The organism is Luteimonas endophytica, assembly GCF_029887875.1.
GTDB lineage: Bacteria > Pseudomonadota > Gammaproteobacteria > Xanthomonadales > Xanthomonadaceae > Luteimonas > Luteimonas endophytica.
Genome location: NZ_JARXRM010000026.1, coordinates 34137 through 60086 on the forward strand (window position 1 = coordinate 34137; position 25950 = coordinate 60086).

The 25950-nt window shown below is 72.1% G+C and carries 26 protein-coding genes; all 26 read left to right on the forward strand.

Going from position 1 to position 25950, the window contains the following annotated elements:
* Nucleotides 1–408, forward strand: coding sequence for a flagellar basal body rod protein FlgC (gene flgC / locus QFW77_RS07015; protein ID WP_280573731.1), 408 nt, complete (start codon nt 1–3; stop codon nt 406–408).
* 22 nt (nt 409–430) lie between these two features.
* On the forward strand, nt 431–1099 hold the full coding sequence (locus QFW77_RS07020; RefSeq protein WP_280573732.1) for a flagellar hook capping FlgD N-terminal domain-containing protein: 669 nt from the start codon (nt 431–433) through the stop codon (nt 1097–1099).
* A 31-nt stretch (nt 1100–1130) separates the two neighbouring features.
* Nucleotides 1131–2354, forward strand: a complete 1224-nt coding sequence (gene flgE / locus QFW77_RS07025; RefSeq protein ID WP_280573733.1) for a flagellar hook protein FlgE — start codon at nt 1131–1133, stop codon at nt 2352–2354.
* A gap of 111 nt (nt 2355–2465) precedes the next feature.
* A complete protein-coding gene (locus tag QFW77_RS07030) occupies nt 2466–3215 on the forward strand; it encodes a flagellar basal body rod protein FlgF (RefSeq protein ID WP_280573734.1) in 750 nt (249 codons plus the stop codon).
* Between the two features lie 75 nt (nt 3216–3290).
* Nucleotides 3291–4076 carry a flagellar basal-body rod protein FlgG gene (gene flgG / locus QFW77_RS07035; RefSeq protein ID WP_180679678.1) on the forward strand — a complete coding sequence of 262 codons (786 nt, stop codon included), beginning with the start codon at nt 3291–3293 and terminating at the stop codon, nt 4074–4076.
* Between the two features lie 10 nt (nt 4077–4086).
* Nucleotides 4087–4830, forward strand: coding sequence for a flagellar basal body L-ring protein FlgH (flgH, locus tag QFW77_RS07040; protein ID WP_280573735.1), 744 nt, complete (start codon nt 4087–4089; stop codon nt 4828–4830).
* Between the two features lie 23 nt (nt 4831–4853).
* On the forward strand, nt 4854–5978 hold the full coding sequence (locus QFW77_RS07045; protein ID WP_280573776.1) for a flagellar basal body P-ring protein FlgI: 1125 nt from the start codon (nt 4854–4856) through the stop codon (nt 5976–5978).
* Nucleotides 5978–7156 carry a flagellar assembly peptidoglycan hydrolase FlgJ gene (flgJ, locus tag QFW77_RS07050; protein ID WP_280573736.1) on the forward strand — a complete coding sequence of 393 codons (1179 nt, stop codon included), beginning with the start codon at nt 5978–5980 and terminating at the stop codon, nt 7154–7156. Before QFW77_RS07045 ends, flgJ begins: the two co-directional genes overlap by 1 nt.
* A gap of 11 nt (nt 7157–7167) precedes the next feature.
* On the forward strand, nt 7168–9048 hold the full coding sequence (flgK, locus tag QFW77_RS07055; protein ID WP_280573737.1) for a flagellar hook-associated protein FlgK: 1881 nt from the start codon (nt 7168–7170) through the stop codon (nt 9046–9048).
* A complete protein-coding gene (gene flgL, locus QFW77_RS07060) occupies nt 9045–10247 on the forward strand; it encodes a flagellar hook-associated protein FlgL (RefSeq protein ID WP_280573738.1) in 1203 nt (400 codons plus the stop codon). Before flgK ends, flgL begins: the two co-directional genes overlap by 4 nt.
* A gap of 368 nt (nt 10248–10615) precedes the next feature.
* A complete protein-coding gene (locus QFW77_RS07065; protein WP_280573739.1) occupies nt 10616–11761 on the forward strand; it encodes a flagellin in 1146 nt (381 codons plus the stop codon).
* A 220-nt stretch (nt 11762–11981) separates the two neighbouring features.
* Nucleotides 11982–13364, forward strand: coding sequence for a flagellar filament capping protein FliD (gene fliD / locus QFW77_RS07070; RefSeq protein WP_280573740.1), 1383 nt, complete (start codon nt 11982–11984; stop codon nt 13362–13364).
* A gap of 25 nt (nt 13365–13389) precedes the next feature.
* Nucleotides 13390–13806, forward strand: a complete 417-nt coding sequence (gene fliS, locus QFW77_RS07075) for a flagellar export chaperone FliS (protein WP_280573741.1) — start codon at nt 13390–13392, stop codon at nt 13804–13806.
* Entirely contained in the window at nt 13803–14096 is a 294-nt protein-coding gene (locus QFW77_RS07080) for a hypothetical protein (protein ID WP_280573742.1), read from the forward strand. The genes fliS and QFW77_RS07080 overlap by 4 nt, the downstream gene beginning before the upstream one ends.
* A complete protein-coding gene (locus QFW77_RS07085; protein ID WP_280573777.1) occupies nt 14096–14665 on the forward strand; it encodes a PilZ domain-containing protein in 570 nt (189 codons plus the stop codon). The genes QFW77_RS07080 and QFW77_RS07085 overlap by 1 nt, the downstream gene beginning before the upstream one ends.
* Before the next feature lie 84 nt (nt 14666–14749).
* Nucleotides 14750–15382 carry a response regulator gene (locus QFW77_RS07090; RefSeq protein ID WP_280573743.1) on the forward strand — a complete coding sequence of 211 codons (633 nt, stop codon included), beginning with the start codon at nt 14750–14752 and terminating at the stop codon, nt 15380–15382.
* A 186-nt stretch (nt 15383–15568) separates the two neighbouring features.
* Complete coding sequence (rpoN, locus tag QFW77_RS07095) at nt 15569–16999, forward strand: RNA polymerase factor sigma-54 (protein ID WP_280573744.1); 1431 nt, start codon at nt 15569–15571, stop codon at nt 16997–16999.
* 12 nt (nt 17000–17011) lie between these two features.
* On the forward strand, nt 17012–17392 hold the full coding sequence (locus tag QFW77_RS07100) for a response regulator (RefSeq protein WP_280573745.1): 381 nt from the start codon (nt 17012–17014) through the stop codon (nt 17390–17392).
* Complete coding sequence (locus tag QFW77_RS07105; RefSeq protein WP_280573746.1) at nt 17389–18822, forward strand: sigma-54 dependent transcriptional regulator; 1434 nt, start codon at nt 17389–17391, stop codon at nt 18820–18822. Before QFW77_RS07100 ends, QFW77_RS07105 begins: the two co-directional genes overlap by 4 nt.
* A 78-nt stretch (nt 18823–18900) precedes the next feature.
* The gene (gene fliE / locus QFW77_RS07110) at nt 18901–19290 is read left to right on the forward strand and encodes a flagellar hook-basal body complex protein FliE (protein ID WP_280573747.1); all 390 of its coding nucleotides are present in this window, start codon (nt 18901–18903) and stop codon (nt 19288–19290) included.
* Between the two features lie 20 nt (nt 19291–19310).
* Nucleotides 19311–21002 (forward strand): flagellar basal-body MS-ring/collar protein FliF, encoded by a 1692-nt coding sequence (fliF, locus tag QFW77_RS07115; protein ID WP_280573748.1) that lies wholly within the window; start codon nt 19311–19313, stop codon nt 21000–21002.
* A 10-nt stretch (nt 21003–21012) separates the two neighbouring features.
* Nucleotides 21013–22002, forward strand: a complete 990-nt coding sequence (gene fliG, locus QFW77_RS07120; RefSeq protein WP_280573778.1) for a flagellar motor switch protein FliG — start codon at nt 21013–21015, stop codon at nt 22000–22002.
* Nucleotides 21999–22613 (forward strand): FliH/SctL family protein, encoded by a 615-nt coding sequence (locus QFW77_RS07125; RefSeq protein WP_280573749.1) that lies wholly within the window; start codon nt 21999–22001, stop codon nt 22611–22613. The genes fliG and QFW77_RS07125 overlap by 4 nt, the downstream gene beginning before the upstream one ends.
* Nucleotides 22610–24034: a flagellar protein export ATPase FliI gene (gene fliI / locus QFW77_RS07130; protein WP_280573750.1), complete on the forward strand. Its 1425-nt coding sequence runs from the start codon at nt 22610–22612 to the stop codon at nt 24032–24034. Before QFW77_RS07125 ends, fliI begins: the two co-directional genes overlap by 4 nt.
* Nucleotides 24031–24483, forward strand: a complete 453-nt coding sequence (fliJ, locus tag QFW77_RS07135; protein WP_280573751.1) for a flagellar export protein FliJ — start codon at nt 24031–24033, stop codon at nt 24481–24483. The genes fliI and fliJ overlap by 4 nt, the downstream gene beginning before the upstream one ends.
* Nucleotides 24483–25646 (forward strand): flagellar hook-length control protein FliK, encoded by a 1164-nt coding sequence (locus QFW77_RS07140; protein WP_280573752.1) that lies wholly within the window; start codon nt 24483–24485, stop codon nt 25644–25646. Before fliJ ends, QFW77_RS07140 begins: the two co-directional genes overlap by 1 nt.
* The last annotated feature ends 304 nt before the right edge of the window (nt 25647–25950 follow it).

The following is a 25950-nucleotide window of genomic DNA, read 5'->3' on the forward strand; positions in this document are numbered from 1 at the left end:
ATGAGCAACCTGCCGATCTTCGACGTCGCCGGTTCCGCGCTGCAGGCGCAGTCGGTGCGGCTCAGCACGCTGGCCAGCAACCTCGCCAACGCCGATTCGGTGTCCGGCTCCGCCGACACCGTGTACCGCCCCATCGAGCCGGTGTTCCAGGCGGTGCGCAGCGCGACCGATGCCAGCATCACCGGCGTGCAGGTGAAGGAGATCGCCGAGAGCGACGCCGCGCCGATCCAGCGCTACGAGCCCGGCCACCCGCTGGCCGACGAGCAGGGCTACGTCTACTCGCCCGACGTCGACCCGGTGGCGCAGATGGTCAACCTGATTTCCGCCTCGCGCAGCTACCAGGCCGGCGTCGAGGTCCTCAACACCGCCAAGGAACTCGCCCTGGCGACCCTGAGCATGGGCCGCTGAGCCCGCACCCGGAGAACCGCCCGTGAGCAGCATCCCCAGCGACGTCTACGCCAGCCTCGGGCTGGCCGGCCCCGGCGCCAAGACCGACAAGAAGGACGAATCCATGGGCCAGGCCGACTTCCTGCGCCTGATGACCGAACAGCTCAAGCACCAGGATCCGCTCAAGCCGATGGAGAACAGCGCCTTCCTCGGCCAGCTGGCGCAGTTCTCCACGGTCCAGGGCATCCAGGACCTCAACACCGCCGTCGGCGGCTTCGCCTCGGCGCAGAACGCCGACCAGATCATGCGCGGCGCCACCCTGGTCGGCCGCGACGTGCTGGTGCCCTCGGGCAGCCTGGCGCTGGGCGAGGACGGCGGCGCCAACGGCGTGGTCGCCGCGCCCGGGCCCGGCACCGTGGTGTTCGAGATCGCCGATGCCAACGGCCAGCCGGTCCGGCAGATCAGCGTGCCGGCCGCGGCCGCCGGCGAGGTGGCGTTCGCCTGGGACGGCAACGACGCCGCCGGCAACCGCCTGCCGCCCGGCAAGTACGCGCTGAGCGCGAAGCACAGCGACGCCACCGGCAACGTCACCGACCTGGACAGCTACGTCCAGGCGCGCGTGGAAAGCGTCACCGTCGGTTCCGACGGGCTGTATCTCGACCTGCGCGGTCTCGGCACCGCTCCCATCGACCACGTGCTCCGCATCAGCTGAGCCCTTCCAAGCATCCACCCCGGAGTCCGTCATGAGCTTCAATACCTCGCTGTCCGGAATCAACGCGGCCAACGCCGACCTCAACGTCACGTCCAACAACATCGCCAACGTCAACACCACCGGCTTCAAGGAGTCGCGCGCCGAGTTCGCCGACCTGTTCTCCTACACCAGCTACGGCCTGGCCCGGAACGCGGTCGGCACCGGCGTGCGGGTGAGCAACGTGGCCCAGCAGTTCTCGCAGGGGAACATCGATCCGACCGGGCGCAGCCTGGACATGGCCATCGACGGCGAGGGGTTCTTCACCCTCAGCAAGAACGGCGCGGCCCTGTACTCGCGCGCCGGCAACTTCCAGACCGACAACCAGGGCTTCGTCACCACCCCGGACGGCGCCCGCCTGCAGGTGTTCCCGCCGCGCGCCGACGGCAACGGCTTCGACGTCGGCCGGCTCGGCGACCTGCAGCTGCTGACCACCGACAGCCCGCCGCGCCAGACCAGCGCAGTCGACGTCATGTTCACCCTGCCCGGCAACGCCGCCACGCCGACCATCGCACCGTTCGATCCGAGCGAGCCGAACAGCTACAACGAGTCCACCGGCGGCATCAACGTGTTCGACTCGCTCGGCGTGAGCCACGTACAGACCTCCTACTTCGTCAAGACCGCCAATCCGAACGAGTGGCAGGCGTACAACTTCGTCGACGGGGTCCAGGTCGGCGCGCCGACCACGCTGCAGTTCTCCAATTCGGGCGAGCTGCTGACCCCGCCGGGCGGCTCGATCGACCTCGACCCCTACACCCCCGCCACCGGCGCCGGCGTGCTCGACCTGACCCTCAACCTGGCCGGATCGAGCCAGTACGGCGAGACCTTCCAGCTGCGCGACACCCGCCAGGACGGCCACGCCGCGGGCAAGCTCAACGAAATCAGCGTCTCCGCCGACGGCGTGGTGTTCGCCCGCTACTCCAACGGCGCCGATACCCCGCTGGGCCAGGTCGCGCTGACCACGTTCACCAACCCGCAGGGCCTGCAACCGCAGGGCAACAACGCCTGGGCCGAGAGCTACGGCTCAGGCACCCCGCGCACCGGTTCTCCCGACACCTCGGATTTCGGCCAGGTGCAGTCCGGCTCGCTGGAAGCCTCCACCGTCGACCTGACCGCGCAGCTGGTGAACATGATCGTGGCGCAGCGCAACTTCCAGGCCAACGCCCAGATGATCACCACCCAGGACCAGGTCACGCAGACCGTCATCAACATTCGTTGATGACGGCTCGCGGCTCGTGATTCGTAGTTCGTGATTGGAGGGCGCCGCCCTCCAACGCGACCGTGCAGGTCACAGGTCCCCGAATCACCAATCACCAATCACGGCAGCCCCATGGACAAAGCACTCTACGTCGCGATGACCGGCGCCCGCGCGTCGCTGCAGGCCCAGGGCACCGTGTCCCACAACCTGGCCAATGCCGACACCGCCGGCTTCAAGGCGGCGCTGGCCAATACCGAGTCCTTCCGGGTGCCGGGTGCCGGCCATGCCTCGCGGATCGACGCGATGCACGTCGACCAGGGCTTCAACTCCCGGGTCGGCTCGCAGCGCGTGACCGGCAACCCGCTCGACGTGTCGCTGAACCAGAACCGCTGGCTGGCGGTGCAGGCCGGCGACGGCAGCGAGGCCTATACCCGCGCCGGAAACCTGTCGGTGACCCCCAACGGCCAGCTGGTGACCGCAGGAGGACGGCCGCTGCTGGACGAGAACGGCAACCCGATGGCGATCCCGCCGCACCAGGCCCTGGACATCGGCCGGGACGGCACCGTCTCGATCGTGCCGCTGGGCGAAGGCCCGCAGACCCTGGGGGTGATCGGCAGGCTGCGCGTGGTCGAGGCCGTCCCCGAGCGCCTGGCGCGCGGCCTTGACGGGTTGATGCGCAATACCGATCCCGCGCAGCCGCTGGCGCAGGGCGGCGACGATGGCCTGACGTCCGGCGTGCTGGAAGGCAGCAACGTCGACGCCGCCGGCGCGCTGGTGCAGATGATCCAGCTGCAGCGCCAGTTCGAGATGCAGGTCAAGGTGATCCAGCGCGGCGACGAGAACGCCCAGGCGGCCAACAGCCTGCTGCGTCTGGGCGGCTGAGGCGCCGCCGTGGCACGCCGCTTGCAGCACTCCCGATAACGGCGCCACCACGGCGCCAACCCGAGGAACCGCACCATGAACCAGGCTCTCTGGGTCGCCAAGACCGGGCTGGACGCGCAGCAGACGCGGATGTCGGTGGTCAGCAACAACCTGGCCAACACCAACACCACCGGGTTCAAGCGCGACCGCGCCAACTTCGAGGACCTGCTGTACCAGCAGGTGCGCCAGCCGGGCGGCGCCACCTCCAACCAGACCCAGCTGCCCTCCGGGCTGCAGCTGGGTACCGGCGTGCGCGTGGTCTCGACCGCCAAGGACTTCCAGCAGGGCAATCCCCAGCAGACCGGCCGCGCGCTCGACGTGATGGTCAACGGCCGCGGCTTCTTCGAGGTGCTGATGCCCGACGGCACCCCCGCCTACACCCGCGACGGCAGCTTCCAGATCAGCGCCCAGGGCGAACTGGTGACCAGCAGCGGCTATCCGGTGCAGCCCGGGATCCAGGTGCCGGAGGGCGCGCAGTCGGTGACCATCGGCAACGACGGCACCATCAGCGTGCAGATGAGCGGCGAGGCGCAGGCGCTGGAGATCGGCGCGCTCACCCTGACCGACTTCATCAACCCGGCCGGTCTGCAGGCGCGCGGCGAGAACCTCTACCTCGAAACCACCGCTTCCGGCCCCGCCCAGAACGGCACCCCGGGCCTGAACGGCCTGGGCGCGCTCGAGCAGGGCGCGCTGGAGGGCAGCAACGTCAACGTGGTCGAGGAGCTGGTGAGCATGATCGAGACCCAGCGCGCCTACGAAATGAACGCCAAGGCCATTTCCACCACCGACTCCATGCTCGGTTACCTCAACAACAACGTCTGACGGTGCCGCGATGAACGTTTCGAGCTCCCATCTGCGGCCGCTGGCCGTCGCGCTCTGCCCGGTCCTGCTGGCCGGCTGCGTCGCTTCCGGCGACATGCGGCCCTACCCGCCGCTGGCCCAGGCCCGCGCCTACGGCCAGCCGACGGTGCAGGCAGCGACCGGCCAGCCGGTGGCGGCCGCCGCCGCGGCACCCAACGCCGGCGCCATCTACCAGGCCGGCGCCGGCAACACCGGCGGCCTGTCGCTGTTCTCCGACCGCCGCGCCCGTGGACTTGGCGACCTGCTGACCATCAATCTGGTCGAGAACACCACCGCGCAGACCGCCGCCAGCACCAGCGTCGGCAAGGAGAGCGACTTCAGCCTCGCCGCGCCGTCGGTGTTCGGCGCGCCGGTGACCATCGGCGGCCGCGACGTGCTCAGCGCCTCGGTCAGCGGCGGCCGCGACTTCGACGGCACCGGACGCAGCGCCCAGAGCAACAAGCTGCAGGGTCAGCTGACCGTGACCGTGGTCGACGTGCTGCCCAACGGCAACCTGGTGGTCGAGGGCCAGAAGGACATGCGCCTGAACCAGGGCGACGAACTGGTCCAGATTCAGGGAATCGTGCGCCCGGCCGATATCGGTCCGGACAACACCGTGCCCTCGGGCCGGGTGGCCGACGCCCGGATCGCCTATGGCGGCCGCGGCGCGATCGCCCAGTCCAATGCCATGGGCTGGCTGAGCCGGTTCTTCAACTCGCGTCTCTACCCCTACTGAGCAGGACCACGGTGATGAGCAAGATGCACAGGCGCGCGTTCCCGGCAGGCGGCTTCGCCGCGCTGCTGGCCCTGGCCGCGCTGTTCGCCGCCCTGCCCGCCCAGGCCGAGCGGATCAAGGACCTCGCCAGCGTCGGCGGGGTGCGCGGCAACGCGCTGGTGGGCTACGGCCTGGTGGTGGGCCTGGACGGCAGCGGCGACCGCACCAGCCAGGCGCCGTTCACCGTGCAGAGCCTGAAGAACATGCTCAACGAGCTCGGGGTGACGGTGCCCGCCAACGTCAACCCGCAGCTCAAGAACGTCGCGGCGGTGGCGATCCATGCCGAGCTGCCGCCGTTCGCCAAGCCCGGCCAGACCATCGACATCACCGTGTCCTCGATCGCCAACGCGGTCTCGCTGCGTGGCGGCACCCTGCTGATGGCGCCGCTCAAGGGTGCCGACGGCCAGGTCTACGCGATCGCCCAGGGCAGCCTGGTGGTCGGCGGCTTCGGCGCCCAGGGCCGCGACGGCTCGCGGGTCTCGGTGAACGTGCCCAGCGTCGGCCGGATCCCCAATGGCGGCATGGTCGAGCGCGCGGTGCCGGGCGGCTTCGAGAACGCCGGCGAGCTGACCCTCAACCTCAATCGCAACGACTTCACCACCGTCTCGCGGATGGTGCAGGCGCTGGACGCGGCGTTCGGTCCCGGCACCGCCCGCGCCGTGGACGGCGTCACCGTCTCGGTACGGGCCCCCTACGATCCCAGCGCGCGGGTCGGCTTCCTGGCCCAGGTCGAGAACCTCGAACTGACCCCCGGGGTGGCCGCGGCCAAGGTGATCGTGAACTCGCGCACCGGCACCGTGGTGATCGGCTCCCAGGTGCAGGTGATGCCGGCGGCGATTTCGCACGGCTCGCTCACCGTCACCATCACCGAGAACATCGACGTCAGCCAGCCCGGCGCCTTCGGCGCGGGCCAGACCGTGGTCGCGCCGCGCTCCGAAGTGGGCGTGACCGAGGCCGGCAGCCGCATGTTCAAGTTCGCCGGCGGCACCTCGCTGGACGAGATCGTGCGCGCGGTCAATGCCGTCGGCGCCGCCCCCGGCGACCTGATCGCGATCCTCGAGGCGCTGAAGCAGGCCGGCGCCCTGCGCGCGGAGCTGGAGGTGATCTGATGCGCATCAACGCGCCCATCGAGCTGCAGCAGGCGACCCGTCCGGATGCCGCGCGCATCGACGAGGTCGCGCGTCAGTTCGAAGGCGTGTTCGCGCAGATGCTGATCAAGAGCATGCGCGATGCGAGCTTCGGCGATTCGCTGTTCCCCGGCGAGAACCAGCTGTTCCGCGACATGTACGACCAGCAGCTGGCCAAGGCGATGACCCAGGGCCAGGGTCGCGGCCTCGGCCTGGCCGAGGTGATCGCGCGCCAGCTCGGCGGCGGCGCCCAGCCCGCGGCCGACCCGGCCAGCGCGGTCCGCGCCTACGCCCTCACCGACGCGGACCGCGACCGGCGCCCGGCCCCGGCGGCGCTGCCCGGGTTGCGGGAGCCGGCGGCGAACCAGTCGCTGGACCTGCCGGCCAGCCCGGTCGAGCAGGTGCTGGACCTGATCGCCGGCCGCAGCGGCGACCGGGCACGCGAATCCTCGGAACCCTCCACCGCGCGCGAATGGATCCTCGCCGCCAGCGCGGCGCGCGCGCAGGCATCGGCGCCGGCCGCCGCGGCGGGCGCGCCGGTCCCCGCGGCGGAAGCTGCGGCCGCCAGCCAGGCGGCGGCGTCGTTCCCGCCGCGCAGTCCCGAGCAGTTCGTCGCCCGGATCTGGTCGCATGCGCAGCAGGCGGCGCGCGAACTCGGCGTGGACGCGCGCGCCCTGGTCGCCCAGGCGGCGCTGGAAACCGGCTGGGGCAAGCGCATGATCACCCGCGGCGACGGCGCCACCGCCAACAACCTGTTCGGGATCAAGGCGACCGGCTGGAAGGGCGACCGCGCAACGGTGAACACCCACGAGTACACCAACGGCGTGCGCCACAGCGAACGCGCCGACTTCCGCGCGTACGACTCGCCGGCCGAGAGCTTCGCCGACTACGTGCGCATGATCAAGAACAACCCCCGCTACCGCCAGGCGCTGGAGTCCGGCGGCGACGTGCGCCGCTTCGCCAGCGCCCTGCAGCAGGCCGGCTACGCCACCGACCCGGCCTACGCCGACAAGATCAGCTCGATCGCCAACGGCCCGACCCTGGGCCGGGCGCTGTCCGCCATCAGCAGCTTCGCCACCCGCTCCGGCGACGCGGTCCAGGGCGCCGGGCGCGTGCTGGCCGGCGCCGCCGAAACGATCGGCGACGCGGTGCGCCGTTGAGGTAATCCAGCATGTCCAACGTCCTCTCCACCGGCACCAGCGCGCTGATCGCCTTCCAGCGGGCGCTGTCGACCGTCAGCCACAACGTCGCCAACATCAACACGCCCGGCTACAGCCGGCAGCGGGTCGATTTCGCCACCCGCAACCCGACCGACTACGGGTTCGGCTACGTCGGCGGCGGCACCAAGATCGCCGACATCCACCGCGTCGCCGACTCGCTGGCCACCTCGCGGCTGCTCGATGCCGGCGGCGAGCTGGCGCGGCTGCAGCAGATCTCCGGGCTGTCCAACCGCCTGGACAGCCTGGTCTCCGACACCGCCACCGGCATTTCCGGCATGTGGTCGAACTTCTTCGACTCGGTGAGCGCGCTGTCGTCGAACGCCGCCTCCAGCGCGGAACGCGAGAACCTGCTGTCGCAGGGCAACGCCCTGGCGACGCGCTTCGGACAGCTCGACGCCGAGTTCGACCGCCTCGACCGCGAGGTCGACGCCGGGCTGCAGTCGGCGGTCGGCGAGATCAACCGCCTCTCCGCCGAGATCGCCCAGCTCAACGGCAAGATCGGCAGCAGCGGCGGCAAGGCCGCGCCCGACCTGCTCGATCGCCGCGACCTGCTGGTTTCGCAGCTGGTCGACTACACCGGCGGCACCGCGGTCTCGCAGGACGGCAGCACCGTCAACGTGGTCACCGCCGGCGGCCAGGCGCTGGTGGTCGGCGCCACCGCGTCGCGGCTCGGCACCGTCGCCGATCCGTTCCGGCCGGAACGGCAGCAGCTGGCGCTGGAGACCCAGGGCCAGCAGATCCGTCTCGACGAACGCGCGATGGGCGGCCGGGTCGGCGGGCTGCTCGAGTTCCGCAGCAGCGTGCTCGACCCGGCGCTCGCCGAGCTGGGCCGCATCGCGATCGGCCTGGGCGACGCCTTCAACCAGGCGCATGGCGCCGGCATGGATCTGTACGGGCAGCTGGGCGGCGATTTCTTCGCCCTGCCCTCGCCGACCGCGAACGCGCACGCCGGCAACGCCGGCAGCGCGGTGTTGCAGGCGTCGCTCGGCGAGGTCGGCGCGCTCGACGGCCGCGACGTCGTGCTGCGTTTCGATGGCGGCGGCTGGAGCGCGACCCGCGCCGACACCGGCGCCAGCGTGCCGCTGACCGGCACCGGTACCGCGGCCGATCCGCTACGCGTCAACGGCGTCGAGATCGAGGTGGGCGGCGTGCCGGCCAACGGCGACCGGTTCCTGCTGCAGCCGACCGCCGGAGCCGCGGGCGCGATTTCGGTGGCGATCACCGATCCGTCGCGGATCGCCGCCGCCTCGCCGGTCAAGGTGTCGGCCGACCTGGCCAACACCGGCACCGGCAAGCCCGGCAAGCCGGCGGTCGGCGACGCCGCGCACCCCGACCTGCTGACGCCGGCCACCATCGAGTTCATCGACGGCGACCAGTACACCCTCGACGGCGCCGGCCCCTACCCCTACACCCCGGGCCAGACCATCAGCGCCAACGGATGGAGCATGACCCTGGACGGCGCGCCCGCCGCCGGCGACGCGTTCACCGTCGGCCCGACCGGGGCCGGCTCCAGCGACAACGGCAACGCCGCGCTGCTCGCCAACCTGGACGACGCGCGGACCCTCAACGGCGGCACCGTGAGCCTCAACGGCGCGGTCGCCGGGCTCACCACCACGGTGGGCTCGGCCGCGCGCCAGGCCGAATACTCCGCCGACGCCCAGCAGGTGATCCACGACCAGGCGCTGGCCGCGCGCGACTCGGTCTCGGGGGTCAACCTCGACGAGGAGGCCGCCGACATGCTGCGCCTGCAGCAGGCCTACCAGGCGGCGGCGCAGATCATCTCCACCGCCGACACGATGTTCCAGTCCATCCTCAACGCGACGCGCCGATGAACGTCCGCATCTCCACGGGAATGATGTACAGCCAGTCGCTGGCCTCGATCCAGTCGAAACAGGCCAGCCTGGCCAGGATCCAGCAGCAGCTGAGCACCGGGCAGCGGCTGGTGACCGCCAAGGACGACCCGGTCGCCGCGGGCACCGCGGTCGGGCTGGACCGCGCGCTCGCCGAGCTGGAGCGCTTCGGCTCGAACGCCGCCAACGTGCAGAACCGCCTCGGTCTGCAGGAGAACGTGCTGGCCCAGGCCGGCGAGATGATGGGCCGGGTCACCGAACTGACCGTGCAGGCGAACAGCGGCGCCCTGTCCGACGCCGACCGTGCCGCCATCGCCAAGGAGATCGGCAGCATCCGCGACGGGCTGCTGGACCTGGCCAACAGCACCGACGGCAGCGGACGGTTCCTGTTCGCGGGCGCGGACGACGCCTCCGCGCCGTTCTCGATCTCGGGCGGCGCGGCGGTCTACGGCGGCGACCAGACCCAGCGCCGGGTCGAGATCGCGCCGCAGATGTTCGTTGCCGACAGCCAGCCCGGCAGCGAGGTGTTCATGCGCGTGCGCACCGGCGACGGCCGCGTCGACGCCAGTCCCGGCGCGGCCAACGCCGGCACCGGCCTGCTGCGCCAGTTCGCGCTCAGCGACTCCGCCGCCTGGAACGGCGGAACCCACACCGTCGCCTTCACCGCCGCCGACGCCTACGAGGTCCGCGACGGCGGCGGCGCGGTGATCGCCAGCGGCGCCTACGTGCCCGGCGAGAGCATCGCCTTCGCCGGCCTGCAGATGCGGATCGAGGGCGAACCGGCGCCGGGCGACGAGTTCACGATCGGCCCCGCCGGCACCCGCGACGTCTTCGCCACCCTCGACCGGCTGATGTCCACCCTTTCCGCCGCGCCGACCAGCGACCAGCAGATCGCCGCGCAGCAGAACGCCCTGCAACAGTCGATGCGCGACGTCGCCTCGGCCCAGGCCCACCTGGTCGACGCCCGCGCCGCCGGCGGCGCCCAGCTCTCGGCGATCGACACCGCCGCCGAACTGCGCGACTCGCAGGCGCTGACCATCGAGACCACCCTGTCGGGCATGCGCGATCTCGACTACGCCGAGGCGATCAGCCGCTTCACCCTCGAGCAGACCGCGCTCGAGGCCGCGCAGCTCAGCTTCACCCAGATGCAGCGGCTGTCGCTGTTCAACATGATCCGCTGACCGATCGCTTCGTCGCGATTTCCGTCGCTTTCGCGAAAGGGCGTCCGTCCAGTCGTGGACCGGGCCGGGAGACCCGGCGGTCGCAGGAACCTCGCAGCGTCCAGGGCCGTGCCGGCCCGCCCGCGAACGCGCTCAAGATTTCCCGTCTCCTGCCGCCAAGCCATCGCGCCGCCGGTTCCTTCGCGGCTCTACAGCTTCCGGATTCCCGAGTCAACGAATTTTCTGCGGGATCCGCTAAAGGTTCGCCGCGGGGCGTCGTTAATGTCTCCAGCAGAGGACAGGGCCGAAACAGACGGCATCCCCCTGCGGAGCAAACCGGCCAGGCCCTGTGACCCGCGCCGGATTCCCTTCATCAGGAGACCATCAACATGTCCGTCATCAACACCAACACCATCTCGCTGAACGCCCAGCGCAACCTGGGCACCAACAGCGCCAGCCTGTCCACCACCATCCAGCGCCTGTCCTCGGGCCTGCGCATCAACAGCGCCAAGGACGACGCCGCCGGCCTCGCGATCTCGGAGCGCTTCACCACCCAGATCCGCGGCATGAACCAGGCCGCCCGCAACGCCAACGACGGCATCTCGCTGGCGCAGACCGCCGAAGGCGCGCTGGGCGAGATCGGCAACAACCTCCAGCGCATCCGCGAACTGGCGGTGCAGTCGGCCAACGCCACCAACTCGTCCTCGGACCGCGCCGCGCTGCAGGCCGAAGTCACCCAGCTGCTGTCGGAAGTCGACCGCGTGGCCGACCAGACCAGCTTCAACGGCACCAAGCTGCTCGACGGCAACGCGCCTTCGTTCGTGTTCCAGGTCGGCGCCAACGCCAACGAGACCATCACCGTGACCTCGCCGGTCGACGCCAACGTCGTCGCCCTGGGCGGCGCCGTGACCACCTCGACCGCGCAGTCCACGGCCGTTTCCGGCCTGGGCACCGGTGCGGCCGCGGCCGGCTCGCTGACCGTCAACGGCGTCGACATCGGCCCGCTGTCGGCGGTCGGTACCGCTTCGCAGCGCGCCGCGCAGGTGGTCGACGCGATCAACAACGTGTCCTCGCAGACCGGCGTCAACGCCAGCTTCAACTCCAGCACCGGCGTGATCGAAGTGGCCTCGGAGAGCACCATCACCTTCGGCGGCACCGACGACGGCACCCTGACCGGCTTCGACGGCGTCGGCGCGCAGGTCTCGACCGACAGCACCGTCACCGGCATCTCCGGCCTGGACGTCAGCTCCTTCGCCGGCGCCACCCTGGCCATGAAGCAGGTGGACTCGGCACTCGACCAGATCAACTCGGCCCGCGCCGACCTGGGTGCGGTGCAGAACCGCTTCACCTCGGTGGTCGCCAACCTCAACACCAGCGCCGAGAACCTGACCGCGTCGCGCAGCCGCATCCGCGACACCGACTTCGCCAAGGAGACCGCCGAGCTGTCGCGCACGCAGATCCTGCAGCAGGCCGGTACGGCGATGCTGGCCCAGGCCAACCAGATCCCGCAGAACGTCCTCAGCCTGCTGCGCTGATCGCGGAAGATCCGGACGGCGGGCCGCCACGGCCGCCGGCTCCACCCAGGTCCCCTCCTCGCGGAGGGGATCTGCTTTTTGGGCCCCGGCCGCGCGCGGCCGGGGCTCGCCGTCTCCGGCGCCCCGGCGCCGCTAAAGAACCCCGGCGCAGGGCCGCTATTGCTCATGAGCCGGGCCACCGGCCAGCGGCGATCCGTCGATCGCCAGACGGGAGATCCACATGGCGGACTATTCATTCGGCTACGGCGGCATCGGTTCGGGCATCGACATCAGCTCGATGGTCAGCCAGCTGGTCGCCGCCGACCGCGCCCCACAGGACGCCCGCCTCGCCAAGCTCGAATCGGCCGCGAAGTTCAAGCTTTCCGGCGTCGGCAGCGTCAGCTCCGCGTTCGACGCGCTCAAGACCGCGCTCGACGCGCTGAAGAAGTCCGATGCGATGGGCGCCCGCACGGTCGGCTCGGTCTCGGCCGACAGCACCAGCGGCACCGACAACGTGCTCTCCGCCAGCGTCGGCAAGGGCACGCCCGCCGGGCAATACCAGATCGAGGTGCTGGCGCTGGCCAGCGCCCACAAGCTGATGGGTGCGGCGGTCCCGAGCGGCACGCTGTTCGATGCGGGCCAGCTCTCGCTGAGCATGGGCGGCGAGTCGGTGACCATCGACATCGCCACCGGCAGCAGCCTCGCCGACATCCGCAGCGCGATCAACGACAAGGCCGCGAGCCTCGGCGTGCAGGCCTCGCTGCTGACCTCCGACGACGGCCAGCACCTCTCGGTGGCCTCGACCAGGACCGGCGCCGCCAATGCGGTCTCGATCCAGCTGGTCGAGGGCGGCGGCGACCTGTCCACCCTGGTCGGGGGATTGCAGCAGAAGACCGCCGCCGCCGACGCCCGGGTCTCGATCGACGGCCTGATCACCACCTCCGAAGGCAACGCGATCGCCGACGCCGTGCCCGGCATGACCCTCGCCCTCAAGGCCACCGGCACCAGCACGGTCACCGTCGCCACGGACGCGGCCGCCAGCCGCAAGCCGGTGGAGGACGTGGTCAAGGCCTACAACGCGGCGATCAAGGCGATCGCCACGGCCACTTCGTACAACAAGGAAACCGACACGCCCTCCTCGCTCACCGGCGACGCGCAGATGCGCGGCGCCGCGGGCCAGCTGCGCGCGATCATGGGCGACCTGCTCGGCGAGCTCGCCGTACAGGGCCTGGACGCCAGGACCCTCGGCCTGCAGACCCGTGCGTACCCCTCCAGCGACGGCACCCTGGTGCTCGACAGCGCCAAGTTCGACGCCGCGATGGCCGCCAATCCCGGCAAGATCACCGCCGCGTTCAGCGGCAGCGAAGGCTTCGCCGCGCGCCTGTCCGGAGTGGTGGAAGGGTACGTCGGCACCGATGGCAGCTTCACCCTGCGCACCAAGGGCATCAACGACCAGCTCAAGGACGTCGCCCGCCAGCGCGAATCGGTGGACCTGCGCATGGAAGCCACCGCCAAGCGCTATCAGGCGCAGTTCGTGGCGCTCGATTCGCTGATGGCGCAGATGTCGACCACCAGCAACTACCTCTCCCAGCAGCTGGCCGCCCTGTCGGCCCAGCTGGCCTGATGCAAACACCCCAGGAGCACTCCCGATGTCGCCTCGTTCGCTCGCCGCCGAATACCGGCAGAACCACATCGAAGGTACGGTGATGGATGCGGATCCGCACAAGCTGGTCTCGCTGCTGCTGGCCGGCGCCTGCGACCGGATCCGCCTGGCCGAGGCCTGCCTCGAGCAGGGCGACCAGGCCCGCAAGGGCAAGGCGATCGGCGAGGCCTGCGCCATCGTCGGCCACCTCGACGGCTCGCTGGACCACGAGGCCGGCGGCGAGATCGCCGGCAACCTGTCCGCCCTGTACGACTACGTGGTGCGGCGCCTGACCGCCGCCAACCTGCACAACGACGGCGAGGGCCTGCGCGAGTCGCTGGCGCTGCTGGCCGAGGTCGACGCGGCCTGGAACGCGATTCCCGAACAGCAGCGGCAGCTGCAGGCGAGCGGAGGCGCGGCATGAGCGAGCCGACCCTGGGCGATCTGCAGGCCGGCCTGGACGCCCTGGCCGAGGCGCTCGAGCACGACGACTTCCTGCCGGCCGGCTCGCTGCTGGCACAGTATGATCGGGACTTGCGCGCCTATGTCGAGACGGTGGGCGGCAACGCCCCGCTCGGCGCGCTGCGGGCGATGCTGCAGATGCAGAACTCGCTCGCAGCGCGAATGCAGGAGCGGCAGCGCGGCATCGCCGCCGAGCTGCGCGACATGCGCCAGGCGGGGCACGCGGCGCGCGCCTATTCGGAGCTTGGATGATGAACGCAACCGGGGTGTCCGCGGACCAGGCAGAACGCGACCTGTTCGAAGATGCCCTGAGTTGCGAGCTGCACCTGCCGGCACAGCTGGTGCCCGGTGCCGGCCCCGGCCGCCTGCCGCAGGCGGAGGCGCTGCTGGCGGGCCTGGCCCAGGTCGAGGACCTGCGCATGGACGACGCCGGCGAGGAGCGCGGCGAACTGCCGCAGCTGGCGCAGCGCATGGACGCCAAGCTGGACCTGATGCTGATGCTGCTCGGCCGCCTGGTCAGCCGCTCCTCCGATGCGCTGCCCCTGCGCGCGGTGCGCTGGTCGCACCGCGGCGTCCGCCTGGATGCGCCGGCGCGCCCGGAAATCGCCGCCGGCGCCGCCGGCGTGCTGCACCTGCAGCCGTCCGAATGGCTGCCCGACCATCTCGAGCTTCCGGCGACGGTACTGGCCGAAGCCCCCGCCGACGGCGGCTTCCAGCGCCTGTGGCTGCGGTTCGGCGCGCTTCCTGCGGGCCTCGCGGACGCGCTCGAGAAGCACCTGTTCCGGCTGCACCGCAAGCAGATCGCCGCCAGCCGGCGCTGACCGCGCCGCGCCGCGGCCGCGATTCCCTATCGGCCCGGCCTCGGCTATGGTGGCCGCGACCATCATGGGACAGCCGACCGCACCGTGCGCGTACTGATCGTCGACGACCATACCCTCGTCCGCGCCGGCCTGAGCCGGCTGCTGCAGGGTTTCGCCGGGGTCGACGTCTGCGCCGAGGCCAGCAATGCCGAGCAGGCGGTCGACCTGGCGGCGCTGCACCGCCCCGAGATCGTGCTGATGGACCTGTCGCTCCCGGGCCGCAGCGGCCTGGACGCGATGAGCGCGATCCTGGGCGCGCTGCCCGCGACCCGCGTGGTGATGATGTCGATGCACGACGACGCCTCGCACGTCCGCGATGCGCTGGAGCGCGGCGCCGCCGGCTTCGTGGTCAAGGACGCGGCGCCGATGGAGCTGGAACTCGCGCTGCGCACCGCCGCCGGTGGCGAGGTGTTCCTCAGCCCGCGGCTGTCGTCGAAGATGATGGCACCGCTGTTCGGGCGCGAGAAGCCGGTCGGGGTGGCGGCACTGTCGCCGCGCCAGCGCCAGATCCTGGCGCAGATCGGCCGCGGCTTCAGCAGCAAGGAGATCGCCGCCGACCTCGGCATCAGCGTCAAGACGGTGGAGACCCATCGCGCGCGGATGATGGAGGCGCTGGGCTGCCGGCGCGCCACCGACCTGCTGCTGCTGGCGGCCCGGCACGAGCGGGAGCTGGACTGAAACGCGCGGGATGAATGGGGCGCGCCGGAATTCCGGCGCCGGAATCCCGTGCCGGTGTAGGGGCGGCCCCGACAGGCGTCGGGACGGCGACCACCGGCGTCGGGAACGTCCCGATTCAACTCCCGTCGCGGGCGCCGCAAGATGCGCTCACGGGCACCGCTCCACCGGTGCCGACCGGGAGCCACCATGAAAGGCAGCCAGATCCAGTCCCAGCAGCTCGGCCAGCAGCTCAACCTGACGCCGCAGTTGCTGCAGGCCATCCGCCTGCTCCAGCTCGACAGCATGCAGCTCGAACAGGAGGTCCGCCAGGCGCTGGAACTCAACCCGCTGCTGGAACTGCAGGAAGAGGCCGAGACCCAGGCTGCAGCCGAGGCGGAGGGCTGCATCGCCGACGCCGCCGCGGCCGAGGTCGCCGCTTTCGACGAGCTGCCCGAGTCGTCGATGTGGGACGTTCCCGCCGCAGGCTGGCGCGAGGGCCAGGAAGACGGCATGGAGCGCATCGCCGCCGGTGGCTCCAGTGACCCGCAGGTCCGGATCCTCCAGGACCTGGCGCTCGAACTGGCCCCGGCCGAACTCGAGATCGCCGCGTTCTGGCTGGAGCATTGCGACGACGCCGGCTACCTCGACGGCGAGCCGGAGGTCCTGGCCCGGCTGGCCTGCGCGCGCTTCGATCTGCCCGCGGCGCGGGTGGAGGCGGTGCGCCAGCGCCTGCTCCATGGCGACCCCGCCGGGATCGCCGCCGCGAGCCTGCAGGAGTGCCTGCAGGCGCAGCTGGCCGCCCTGCCCGGCCCGGTCGCGGGCCGGCCGCTGGCGGCACGGATACTGGGCGGCTGCCTGGACCTGCTGGCCGCGCACGACCATGCCGCCATCGCCCTGCGCCTGGGCGTGGCCGAGGAGGACGCCACCGAGGCCGCCCGCCTGGTGCTCTCGCTCGATCCCCGGCCCGGCGACGCCGGCCGACCCGACGGCAATGTCGCGGTGGTGCCCGATGCGGTGGCCTGGTTCGCCGATGGCCAGTGGCGGGTGGCGCTGAACGGCGCGACCGCCCCGCGGGTCGCTGTCAATCCGATGTACGAGCGCGCCCTCGCCGGCGGCGGCGACGATGCCGGAAGCGGCCAGCTGCGCGCGCTGCTGCAGGAGGCGCGCTGGCTCAGCCGCGGCCTGGCGATGCGCTACGACACGCTGTTGCGCACCGCGCGGGTGATCGTCGAGCGCCAGGCCGGGTTCCTCGAGCGCGGCGACGAAGCGATGGCGCCGCTGACCCTCAAGGAAGTCGCCGATGCCATCGGCATGCACGAGTCGACGGTCTCGCGGATCACCACAGGCAAGTACCTGCAGACCCCGCGCGGCACCATCGAGATGAAGCGCTTCTTCGCGGTGCGGCTGGAGGGCGCCAACGTGTCCGGCACCGCGGTGCGTGCGATGGTCAAGCGCCTGATCGATGCCGAGCCGCCGCAGCGGCCGCTGGCCGACGACGCGATCGCCGAACTGCTGGCCCGCAACGGCGTGCACATCGCCCGCCGCACCGTGGCCAAGTACCGCGACCAGCTCGCCATCGCCCCGGCGCGCCAGCGCCGCCGCGGCGCCCCCCAACCGCTGATGGCCCAGGCGGGCTGAGGACACCACCGGATGAATACGATCACGGTCCTGCTGGTCGACGACCACGAGGGCTTCATCAACGCCGCCCTGCGCCACTTCCGCAAGGTCGACTGGCTGCAGGTGGTGGGCACCGCCGGCAACGGCCTGGAGGCGATCGAGCGTTCCGAGGCGCTGCGCCCGGCGGTCGTGCTGATGGACCTGGCGATGCCGGAGATGGGCGGCCTGCAGGCCACCCGCCTGATCAAGGCCCAGGACGACCCCCCCTACATCGTCGTGGCCAGCCACTTCGACGACGCCGAGCACCGCGAGCACGCGATGCGCGCCGGCGCCGACAACTTCGTCAGCAAACTCTCCTACATCCAGGAAGTCATGCCGATCCTGGAAGGCCTGCACAGAGGTGAAGCGTCATGAGCGAGCCCCGCATCCTGGTGATCGACAACGACGCCGAGCGCGCCGAGCGCGTCTGCACCCTGCTGGAGTTCATGGACATGAAGCCGCGCTGGGTGGCGGACATCGCCGACATCCCCACCGCCCGTCATCGCCCCGGCGAATGGATGGCGCTGGTGGTCGGGGGGTTGGAGGACGGCGCCGCGGCGCGCGGCTTCTTCGCCTGGTTGTCGGCCTCGGCGCTGCCGCCGCCGGTCCTGCTGCTGCAGGACGAGCCGGCCGGCTTCGCCAAGGCCCAGGGGCTGCACGAGGCCGGCGTGTGGGCGCTGGACCAGCCGCTGCGCCACGCCCAGCTGGAGGCGCTGCTGCGCCGCGCCAGCCTCAAGCGCCTGGACGCCGAGCACCAGGCCGGTGTCGACCAGGGCGGCGGCCCCACCGGCGACAGCGCCGCGGTGCAGCGCCTGCGGCGGATGATCGACCAGGTCGCCGGCTTCGACACCACCGTGCTGGTGCTGGGCGAGTCCGGCACGGGCAAGGAGGTGGCCGCGCGCGCCATCCACCAGCAGTCGCCGCGCCGCGACGGTCCGTTCGTGGCGATCAACTGCGGCGCGATCCCGCCCGAACTGCTGGAGAGCGAACTGTTCGGCCACGAGAAAGGCGCGTTCACCGGCGCCCTGACCGCCCGCAAGGGCCGTTTCGAGATGGCCGAGGGCGGCACCCTGCTGCTGGACGAGATCGGCGACATGAGCCTGCCGATGCAGGTCAAGCTGCTGCGGGTGCTGCAGGAGCGCTGCTTCGAGCGCGTCGGCGGCAACCAGACCATCAAGTGCAACGTGCGGGTGATCGCCGCCACCCACCGCAACCTCGAGGCGCGGATCGGCGACGGCCAGTTCCGCGAGGACCTGTTCTACCGCCTCAACGTGTTCCCGATCGAGATGCCCTCGCTGCGCGACCGCCGCGACGATCTGCCGGCGCTGGTGACCACCATCGCCGCGCAGCTGGGCCGCAGCGGCCGCGGCGAGGTCCGCTTCGCCTCGGAGACGCTCACCGTCCTTGCCGGCTATGCCTGGCCGGGCAACGTGCGCGAGCTGGCCAACCTGGTCGAGCGCCTCGCGGTGCTCAACCCGGGCGGGCTGGTGCGGGTGCAGGACCTGCCGCAGCGCTACCGCGAGCACGTCGCCGACGCGCCGGCAGCGGTCCCCACCGCGGAAGCCGGGCAGGCGCCGGAGCCGGTGGGGGCCGCCGAGCCGGCCGCGGGCCTGCCCGAGGACGGCATCGACCTGCGCGACCACATGGCCAGGATCGAGCTGGGCCTGATCCGCGAGGCGCTGGAGCGCACGGAGGGGGTCGTGGCGCACGCCGCCCAGCTGTTGGGCCTGCGCCGCACCACCCTGGCCGAGAAGCTGCGCAAGTACGGGATCGAGCGCGAGAACGGGGAACTGGCCGAGGCCTGAGCCGCGTCATGATCCCGGCGCGGCCGCGGCACGCGAATTGCATCGTTCAGCGCGACGCCACCGTGTCCCGGTCAACCCATGAGCTATTCGGTCGATTCCGTCCTCTCCCAGATCCGCAGCTACCAGACCCAGATGGGCCAGGCGGTCCCGGCGCGGGTGGCCGACGCCCCCCGCGGCGACGCGATCGGCGGCCCCGGTGGGATCGGCGGGGCCGGCGCCCCGGGCCAGGTCCAGCAGCCGGGCCGCGCCAGCTTCGGCGAGACCCTGCGCGGGGCGATGGAGGGGGTGAACGCCGCGCAGCACCGCACCGGCGAGCTGGTGCGGGCGTTCGAACTGGGCGAACCGGGGGCGGACCTGGCCAAGGTAATGGTCGCCGCCCAGCAGTCGCAGGTGGCGTTCCGCGCCACCGTGGAAGTGCGCAACCGACTGGTACAGGCGTACCAGGACGTCATGAACATGCCGCTGTAACCGACCGGACCTGATCGCACATGGCCATTTCGCTCTCCAGGGATACGTTCGATGCCGGCAAGGCCGGCGACAAGGCCGTGCGGGTGCTCGACCGGCTGCAGGAGATGCAGCTGGCGCGGCGCCTGGGCAAGATGCTGCTGCTCGCCGCGGCGGTCGCGATCGGTCTGACGGTGTTCTTCTGGTCGCAGAAGCCCCAGTACACCCCGCTGTACGCCGGCCTCGACGCGCAGGCCACCGCCGAGGCCACCGACCTGTTGCGCACCGCGCAGATCCCGTTCCGCATCGACCAGGCCAGCGGCGCCATCTCGGTGCCGGAGGAACACGTCCACGACGCGCGGCTGAAGCTTGCCGGCTCCGGCGTGGCCGACAGCGGCCGGCTCGGCTTCGAGCTGATGGAGCGCGACCCCGGTTTCGGGGTCAGCCAGTTCGTCGAGACCGCCCGCTACCAGCACGCGCTGGAAACCGAGCTGGTGCGCACCATCGGCACCCTGCGCTCGGTGCGCGACGCCCGGGTGCACCTGGCGATCCCCAAGCCCAGCGCCTTCACCCGCCAACGCGAGGTGGCGAGCGCCTCGGTGGTGCTCGACCTGCGCAGCGGCACCCGCCTGGAGGGCAGCCAGGTCGACGCCATCGTCCACCTGGTGGCCTCCAGCATTCCGGACCTCGCCCCGGAGCGCGTCACCGTGGTCGATCAGAACGGCCGCCTGCTCAGCGAAGCCGGCGGCGACAGCGAGTCGGCGCTGAGCGCATTGCAGTTCGAGCAGGTGCGGCGCCAGGAAACCTCGTTCAACCAGCGCATCCGCGAGCTGCTCGAGCCGATGACCGGGCCCGGCCGGGTCAACGCCGAGGTCACCGTGGACATGGACTTCTCGGTCACCGAGGAGGCGCGCGAACTGTTCGACGCCGACCCGCAGAAGCTGCGCAGCGAGCAGGTCAGCGAGAACTCCACCGCGAGCGCCGAGGGGCCCGAGGGCGTGCCCGGCGCCGCCAGCAACGTGCCCGAGGCCGTGATGGCCGCGGGCGAGGCGGCCGCGGCCGAGGAAGCCGCCGCCGCGGCGGCCGGCGGCGCGCCGCGCGACGTCTCGCGCAGCGCCACCCGCAACTTCGAGCTGGACCGCACCCTGCAGCACACCCGCCAGCCGCCCGGCCGGATCCGCCGCGTCAGCGCCGCGGTGCTGGTCGACCACGTGCCCCGCCCCGGCGCCGAGGGCAAGACCGAGCTGCAGCCCCTCAGCGAAGCCGAGCTGCAGCGCATCGAGGCGCTGGTGCGCCAGGCGGTCGGCTTCAGCGAGGAGCGCGGCGACACCGTGTCGGTGATGAACGCGCCGTTCGTGCGCGAGCAGGCAGACGATCCGGAGACCGACGGCAGCTGGTGGCAGGACCCGCGAGTGCGCGACATCGCCCGGCTGGCGGTGGGCGCGCTGGTGGTGCTGGCGCTGCTGTTCGGGGTGGTTCGGCCAGCGGTGCGGCAGATCAGCGACCCCACGCCGGGCAAGCGCAAGCCGGGTGCCACCGAGGAGGCGAGCGTGGTCGAGGACGAGGTGCCCGGCCTGGCCGAGGACACTGCGAAGATCGCCGCGACCCAGACCATCGCCCTGCCCTCGGACGCCTACGACGATCGCCTGCGCCACGCGCGCGAGGCGGTGAAGACCGATTCAAAGCAGGTCGCCCAGGTGGTGAAGGGATGGTTGGGCAATGAAGCCGCAGTCTAGTACCGCAGGCATGACCGGGGTCCAGCGCGCCGCGGTGCTGCTGCTCTCGCTGGGCGAGGCCGACGCCGCCGAGGTGCTCAAGCACATGGCGGCCAAGGAAGTGCAGAAGCTCGGCCTGGCCATGGCCACCATGAGCGGCGTGACCCGCGAGCAGGTGCTCGGGGTGATGGACGACTTCAAGGGCGAGCTGGAGCGCCAGACCTCGCTCGGCGTCGGCGCCGACGACTACATCCGCAACGTGCTGATCCAGGCGCTCGGGGCCGACAAGGCCGGCGGGCTCATCGACCGCATCCTGCTGGGCCGCAACACCACCGGGCTGGACACGCTGAAGTGGATGGATCCGCGCGCGATCTACGACCTGATCCGCAACGAGCACCCGCAGATCATCGCCATCGTGCTCTCGCACCTGGACAGCGACCAGGCCGCCGAGACCCTGCAGCTGATGCCCGAACGCACCCGCGCCGACGTGCTGCTGCGCATCGCCACCCTCGACGGCATCCCGCCCAACGCCCTCAACGAGCTCAACGAGATCATGGAGCGGCAGTTCGCCGGCAACCAGAACCTCAAGTCGTCGAACGTCGGCGGGGTGAAGGTCGCCGCCAACATCCTCAATTTCATGGATTCCGGGCAGGACCAGTCGATCCTGGGCGCGATCAACAAGGTCGACCAGCAGCTCGGCCAGCGCATCCAGGACCTGATGTTCGTGTTCGACGACCTGGTCGATCTCGACGACCGCGAACTGCAGATCGTGCTGCGCGAGGTCAACGGCGAGCGTCTCGGCATCGCCCTGCGCGGCGCCGACACCAAGGTCCGCGACAAGATCACCAAGAACATGTCGCAACGCGCCGCCGAGATCCTGGTCGAGGACATGGAGGCGCGCGGACCGGTGCGCCTGTCCGACGTGGAGGGCGCGCAGAAGGAGATCCTCGCGATCGTGCGGCGCCTGTCCGACGAGGGCGCCATCGCCCTGAGCGGCGGCGCCGCCGAGGAACTGGTATGAGCGCTGCGGTGCGCTGGCTGGCACCGGCCATGGATGCCGGCGCGGACACCTCGGTCGCGCAGCGCGAGCGGGAGATCCCGCGGCCGCCGACCCTGGAGGAAATCCAGCAGATCGCCGAGGACGCGCGCAACGAGGGTCACGCGGCCGGCCTGGCGGCCGGCCACGCCGAGGGCTTCGCCCACGGCCAGGCCGAGGTGCGGCGTCTGACCGCGCAGATCGAGGGCATCCTCGACAATTTCTCGCGCCCGCTCGCCCGCCTCGAGGGCGAGGTGGTCGCGGCGCTCGGCGAGCTGGCGGTACGCATCGCCGGCAGCCTGGTCGGCCGCGCCTACCAGGCCGACCCGATGCTGTTGTCGGAACTGGTCGGCGAAGCGGTCGATGCGGTCGGCGGCGCCGGCCGGGACGTCGAGGTGCGCCTGCATCCGGACGACATCGCCGCGCTCACCCCGGTGCTGTCGCTGCTGCCGGCCACCCGGCTGGTCGCCGACCACGCCCTGGCCCGCGGCGACCTGCGCGTGCATGCCGAGAGCGTGCGGATCGACGGCACCCTGGAGGCGCGCCTGCGTGGCGCGCTCGAGACCGTGATCCATCGCGCCGGGGCGCGAGCGTGAGCGCCGTCCCCGCCGCCGCCGCGGTCCCCGCCGACTGGCTGGCCGCGCGCAACCTGCGGCTGGCCGCGCGCCTCGGCGGCACCGGTCCCGATCCGGCCGCCGGCCGCGGCCTGATCCGCGAGGGCATCCTGCGCCGCGCGGTCGGGCTGACCCTGGAGGCGGTCGGCTGCGAGGCGCCACTGGGCGCCACCTGCCGGGTCGAGGTCGCCGATGGCGGCTGGGTCGACGCCGAGGTGGTCGGGTTCGCCGGCGAGCGCATCTATCTCATGCCCAGCGCCGAGCTGCACGGCCTGCTGCCCAACGCCCGGGTGGTGCCGCTGCGCCGGCGTGGCCGGGTCGAGGTCGGCGAAGGCCTGCTGGGACGGGTGATCGACAGCGACGGCGTGCCGCTGGACGGCAAGGGCCCGCTGCGGTCGGAGGCCACGGTGGGCCTGGCCGGCCAGACCATCAACCCGCTGGCGCGCGAGCCGATCATCCAGCCGCTCGATGTCGGGGTGCGCGCGATCAATGCGCTGCTGCCGATCGGCCGCGGCCAGCGCGTCGGCCTGTTCGCCGGCTCCGGTGTCGGCAAGTCGACGCTGCTGGGGATGATGACGCGCTATACCGCCGCCGACGTGATCGTGGTCGGCCTGATCGGCGAACGCGGCCGCGAGGTGCGCGACTTCGTCGAGACCACCCTGGGCGAGGAAGGCCTGCGCCGCGCCGTGGTGGTCGCCGCCCCCGCCGACCGCCCGCCGTTGGCGCGCCTGCAGGGCGCCTACCGCGCCACGGCGATCGCCGAGTGGTTCCGCGACCAGGGCCTGAACGTGCTGCTGCTGATGGATTCGCTGACCCGCTTCGCCCAGGCGCAGCGCGAGATCGGCCTGTCGGTGGGCGAACCGCCGACCACCCGCGGCTATCCGCCCTCGGTGTTCGCGCGGCTGCCGGCGCTGGTGGAACGCGCCGGCAACGGCGCCGCCGGGCGCGGCTCGATCACCGCGTTCTACACCGTGCTCACCGAGGGCGACGATCCGCAGGACCCGATCGCCGACGCCGCCCGCGCGATCCTCGATGGCCACATCCTGCTGTCGCGTCGGATCGCCGACGCCGGCCTGTACCCGGCGATCGACGTCGAGGCCTCGGTCAGCCGCGTGGTCACCGAGATCGCCGACGAGGCCTGGCGCGGCCGCATCCGCGCGCTCAAGCGTCTGGTCTCGGCCTACAACGGCCACCGCGACCTGATCGCCATCGGCGCCTACCAGCGCGGCGGCGATCCGGCCGTGGACGAGGCGCTGGAGCGCTGGCCCGAGATCATGGCCTTCCTTGGCCAGGACGTGGCCCACGCCGCCGACCTCGACCACAGCCGCGCCGCGCTCGCCGGGCTGCTCGAACCCGCGCCGCCCGCGACGCCATCCGCTTCAGCCCAGGACGTCCCCGCATGATGCAGTCCCGACGTATCGATCCGCTGCTGCTGCGCGCCCAGGAGCACGAGGACGCGGTCGCCCGCGACCTCGCCGAACGCCAGCGCGCACTGGCGCTGCACGAACAGCGGCTGGAGGAACTGCGCCGCTATGCCGACGAGTACGGCAACAACGGCAACGCCGCGACCAGCCCGGCGCAGCTGGCCAACCACCGCGCGTTCCTGGAGCGGCTGCAGAGCGCGGTGGAGCAGCAGAGCCGCACCGTGGACAACACCCGCCGCACGGTCGAGGTGGAGCGTGCCCGCCTGCTGCTGGCCAGTCGCGACAAGCAGGTGCTCGAGCAGCTCGCGGCCAGCTACCGCGCCCAGGAGCGCCAGGTCGACGAGCGCCGCAGCCAGCGCGAGATGGACGATCTGGGCGCGCGGCGCGTGCGTGCGCTGGCGATCGCCGCCAACGAGGAAAACCAGTGATGAACATGCCCGGCCTCGACCCCCTGGCCCCCGCCGCGACCGGCCAGACCCGCGGCCCCGGCGCCCGCCAGGACGGCGGTGGCGACACCGGCGAGCGCCCGTTCGAGAAGATGATCGACCGCGGGCAGGAGCAGCGCGCCGAAACCCCCGGCGGCGGCCGCGAGGCGCACGCGCGCCGAAGCGAAACTGCCGGCGCGCAGGCGCGCGCCGAGCGAGCCGACCCGGGGACCGGAGAACCGGCCACGGGTGCCGCGCAGGCGCGCGACGGCCTGCCCGCCGAGCAGGAAGCGGCCGAGACCGCCGCCGGCGCGGCGGCGTTCGCCGCCGAGGCGCCCGCACCCTGGCCTCCGCAGGGCCTGGCGGCGCTGGGGCTGATCACGCTTGCGCCGGCTGCCACGCCTGGCGACCAAGGCGCCGGGGTCGACGCCGCCGCCGCCGCGGCATGGTCGCAATTGGCCGCGGCGGGCGCCGGCAACGGCGATGCCCGGGTCGCGCCGGCGGCGGCGATGCCGGCGCCGCCGGGCAACCCGATGCCGGGCGCACTGGCCGCCGCGGTCCAGACCGCCGCCGCCGTCCAGGCGCAGGCTGCGGCGGCCGCCGAGCCGTCCGCGCCCCTGGCGCTCGAACCGCTCGCGCTCGCCAGCGCGGGTGGCGACGGCGACGCGCCCGCGCCGTCGTTCCTGGTCGCAGCGGCGACGCCGGTGCAACCGGCCCGCGATTCGCTGGCGGTGGCGCCCGCCCCGCCCACCCCGACCCCGGACCTGCACGGCGACGATTTCGCCGAATCGGTCGGCACCCGCCTGCAGTGGCTGGCCGACCAGAAGATCGGCCACGCCCAGATCCGCATCACCCCGCACGACCTCGGTCCGATCGAGGTGCGGCTGCGCCTGGACGGCGACCGCGTCAGCGCCGACTTCAGCAGCGCCCAGGCCGAGGTCCGCCAGGCCCTGGAAGCGAGCCTGCCGCGCCTGCGCGAGATGCTCGGCGCCCACGGTTTCCAGCTGGCCCACGCCGACGTGGGACAGCAGTCGCGGCAGGACGGCGCCTCCGCGCGCCAGCGGGCCGATGGGACCGGCGCCGGCAACGGCGGCGAAGACGGCGCGCCGCAGCCGCCCTTGCCGGCGGCCCTGGCCGCCCGCGGCCTGCTCGACGCCTACGCCTGAGTCCCGGCGCCTGATCCGCAGGCGTGGCCCATGGCCGCGAAGGCCGCGGGAGCCGCGGTCGGGATTGGCGGTGATGCCGGGCGTCGGCCGCCCGCGCCGGCTTTCGCGTGCATGGCACGCGCCTACGGACGACGGCCTTGCCCCGACTCGAACACGTTCGCGATCGGCGGACGGACACCTGCAGGAGCGGCCCATGGCCGCGAAGGCCGCGGGAGCGCCGGGCGGGTCGGCGATGGTGCGGGCGATCCGGCGCCACTGAAGATTCCGGTGGCGCGAGCGCGATTGCCGGCGACGGGATTCCGCC

Bases quoted from the DNA above. Each gene is read 5' to 3' on its own strand.
- flgC (WP_280573731.1), top strand. From the start codon at position 1: ATGAGCAACCTGCCGATCTTCGACGTCGCCGGTTCCGCGCTGCAGGCG.
- flgE (WP_280573733.1), top strand. From the start codon at position 1,131: ATGAGCTTCAATACCTCGCTGTCCGGAATCAACGCGGCCAACGCCGAC.
- QFW77_RS07030 (WP_280573734.1), top strand. From the start codon at position 2,466: ATGGACAAAGCACTCTACGTCGCGATGACCGGCGCCCGCGCGTCGCTG.
- flgG (WP_180679678.1), top strand. From the start codon at position 3,291: ATGAACCAGGCTCTCTGGGTCGCCAAGACCGGGCTGGACGCGCAGCAG.
- flgH (WP_280573735.1), top strand. From the start codon at position 4,087: ATGAACGTTTCGAGCTCCCATCTGCGGCCGCTGGCCGTCGCGCTCTGC.
- QFW77_RS07045 (WP_280573776.1), top strand. From the start codon at position 4,854: ATGCACAGGCGCGCGTTCCCGGCAGGCGGCTTCGCCGCGCTGCTGGCC.
- flgJ (WP_280573736.1), top strand. From the start codon at position 5,978: ATGCGCATCAACGCGCCCATCGAGCTGCAGCAGGCGACCCGTCCGGAT.
- flgK (WP_280573737.1), top strand. From the start codon at position 7,168: ATGTCCAACGTCCTCTCCACCGGCACCAGCGCGCTGATCGCCTTCCAG.
- flgL (WP_280573738.1), top strand. From the start codon at position 9,045: ATGAACGTCCGCATCTCCACGGGAATGATGTACAGCCAGTCGCTGGCC.
- QFW77_RS07065 (WP_280573739.1), top strand. From the start codon at position 10,616: ATGTCCGTCATCAACACCAACACCATCTCGCTGAACGCCCAGCGCAAC.
- fliD (WP_280573740.1), top strand. From the start codon at position 11,982: ATGGCGGACTATTCATTCGGCTACGGCGGCATCGGTTCGGGCATCGAC.
- fliS (WP_280573741.1), top strand. From the start codon at position 13,390: ATGTCGCCTCGTTCGCTCGCCGCCGAATACCGGCAGAACCACATCGAA.
- QFW77_RS07080 (WP_280573742.1), top strand. From the start codon at position 13,803: ATGAGCGAGCCGACCCTGGGCGATCTGCAGGCCGGCCTGGACGCCCTG.
- QFW77_RS07085 (WP_280573777.1), top strand. From the start codon at position 14,096: ATGAACGCAACCGGGGTGTCCGCGGACCAGGCAGAACGCGACCTGTTC.
- rpoN (WP_280573744.1), top strand. From the start codon at position 15,569: ATGAAAGGCAGCCAGATCCAGTCCCAGCAGCTCGGCCAGCAGCTCAAC.
- QFW77_RS07100 (WP_280573745.1), top strand. From the start codon at position 17,012: ATGAATACGATCACGGTCCTGCTGGTCGACGACCACGAGGGCTTCATC.
- QFW77_RS07105 (WP_280573746.1), top strand. From the start codon at position 17,389: ATGAGCGAGCCCCGCATCCTGGTGATCGACAACGACGCCGAGCGCGCC.
- fliE (WP_280573747.1), top strand. From the start codon at position 18,901: ATGAGCTATTCGGTCGATTCCGTCCTCTCCCAGATCCGCAGCTACCAG.
- fliF (WP_280573748.1), top strand. From the start codon at position 19,311: ATGGCCATTTCGCTCTCCAGGGATACGTTCGATGCCGGCAAGGCCGGC.
- fliG (WP_280573778.1), top strand. From the start codon at position 21,013: ATGACCGGGGTCCAGCGCGCCGCGGTGCTGCTGCTCTCGCTGGGCGAG.
- QFW77_RS07125 (WP_280573749.1), top strand. From the start codon at position 21,999: ATGAGCGCTGCGGTGCGCTGGCTGGCACCGGCCATGGATGCCGGCGCG.
- fliJ (WP_280573751.1), top strand. From the start codon at position 24,031: ATGATGCAGTCCCGACGTATCGATCCGCTGCTGCTGCGCGCCCAGGAG.
- QFW77_RS07140 (WP_280573752.1), top strand. From the start codon at position 24,483: ATGAACATGCCCGGCCTCGACCCCCTGGCCCCCGCCGCGACCGGCCAG.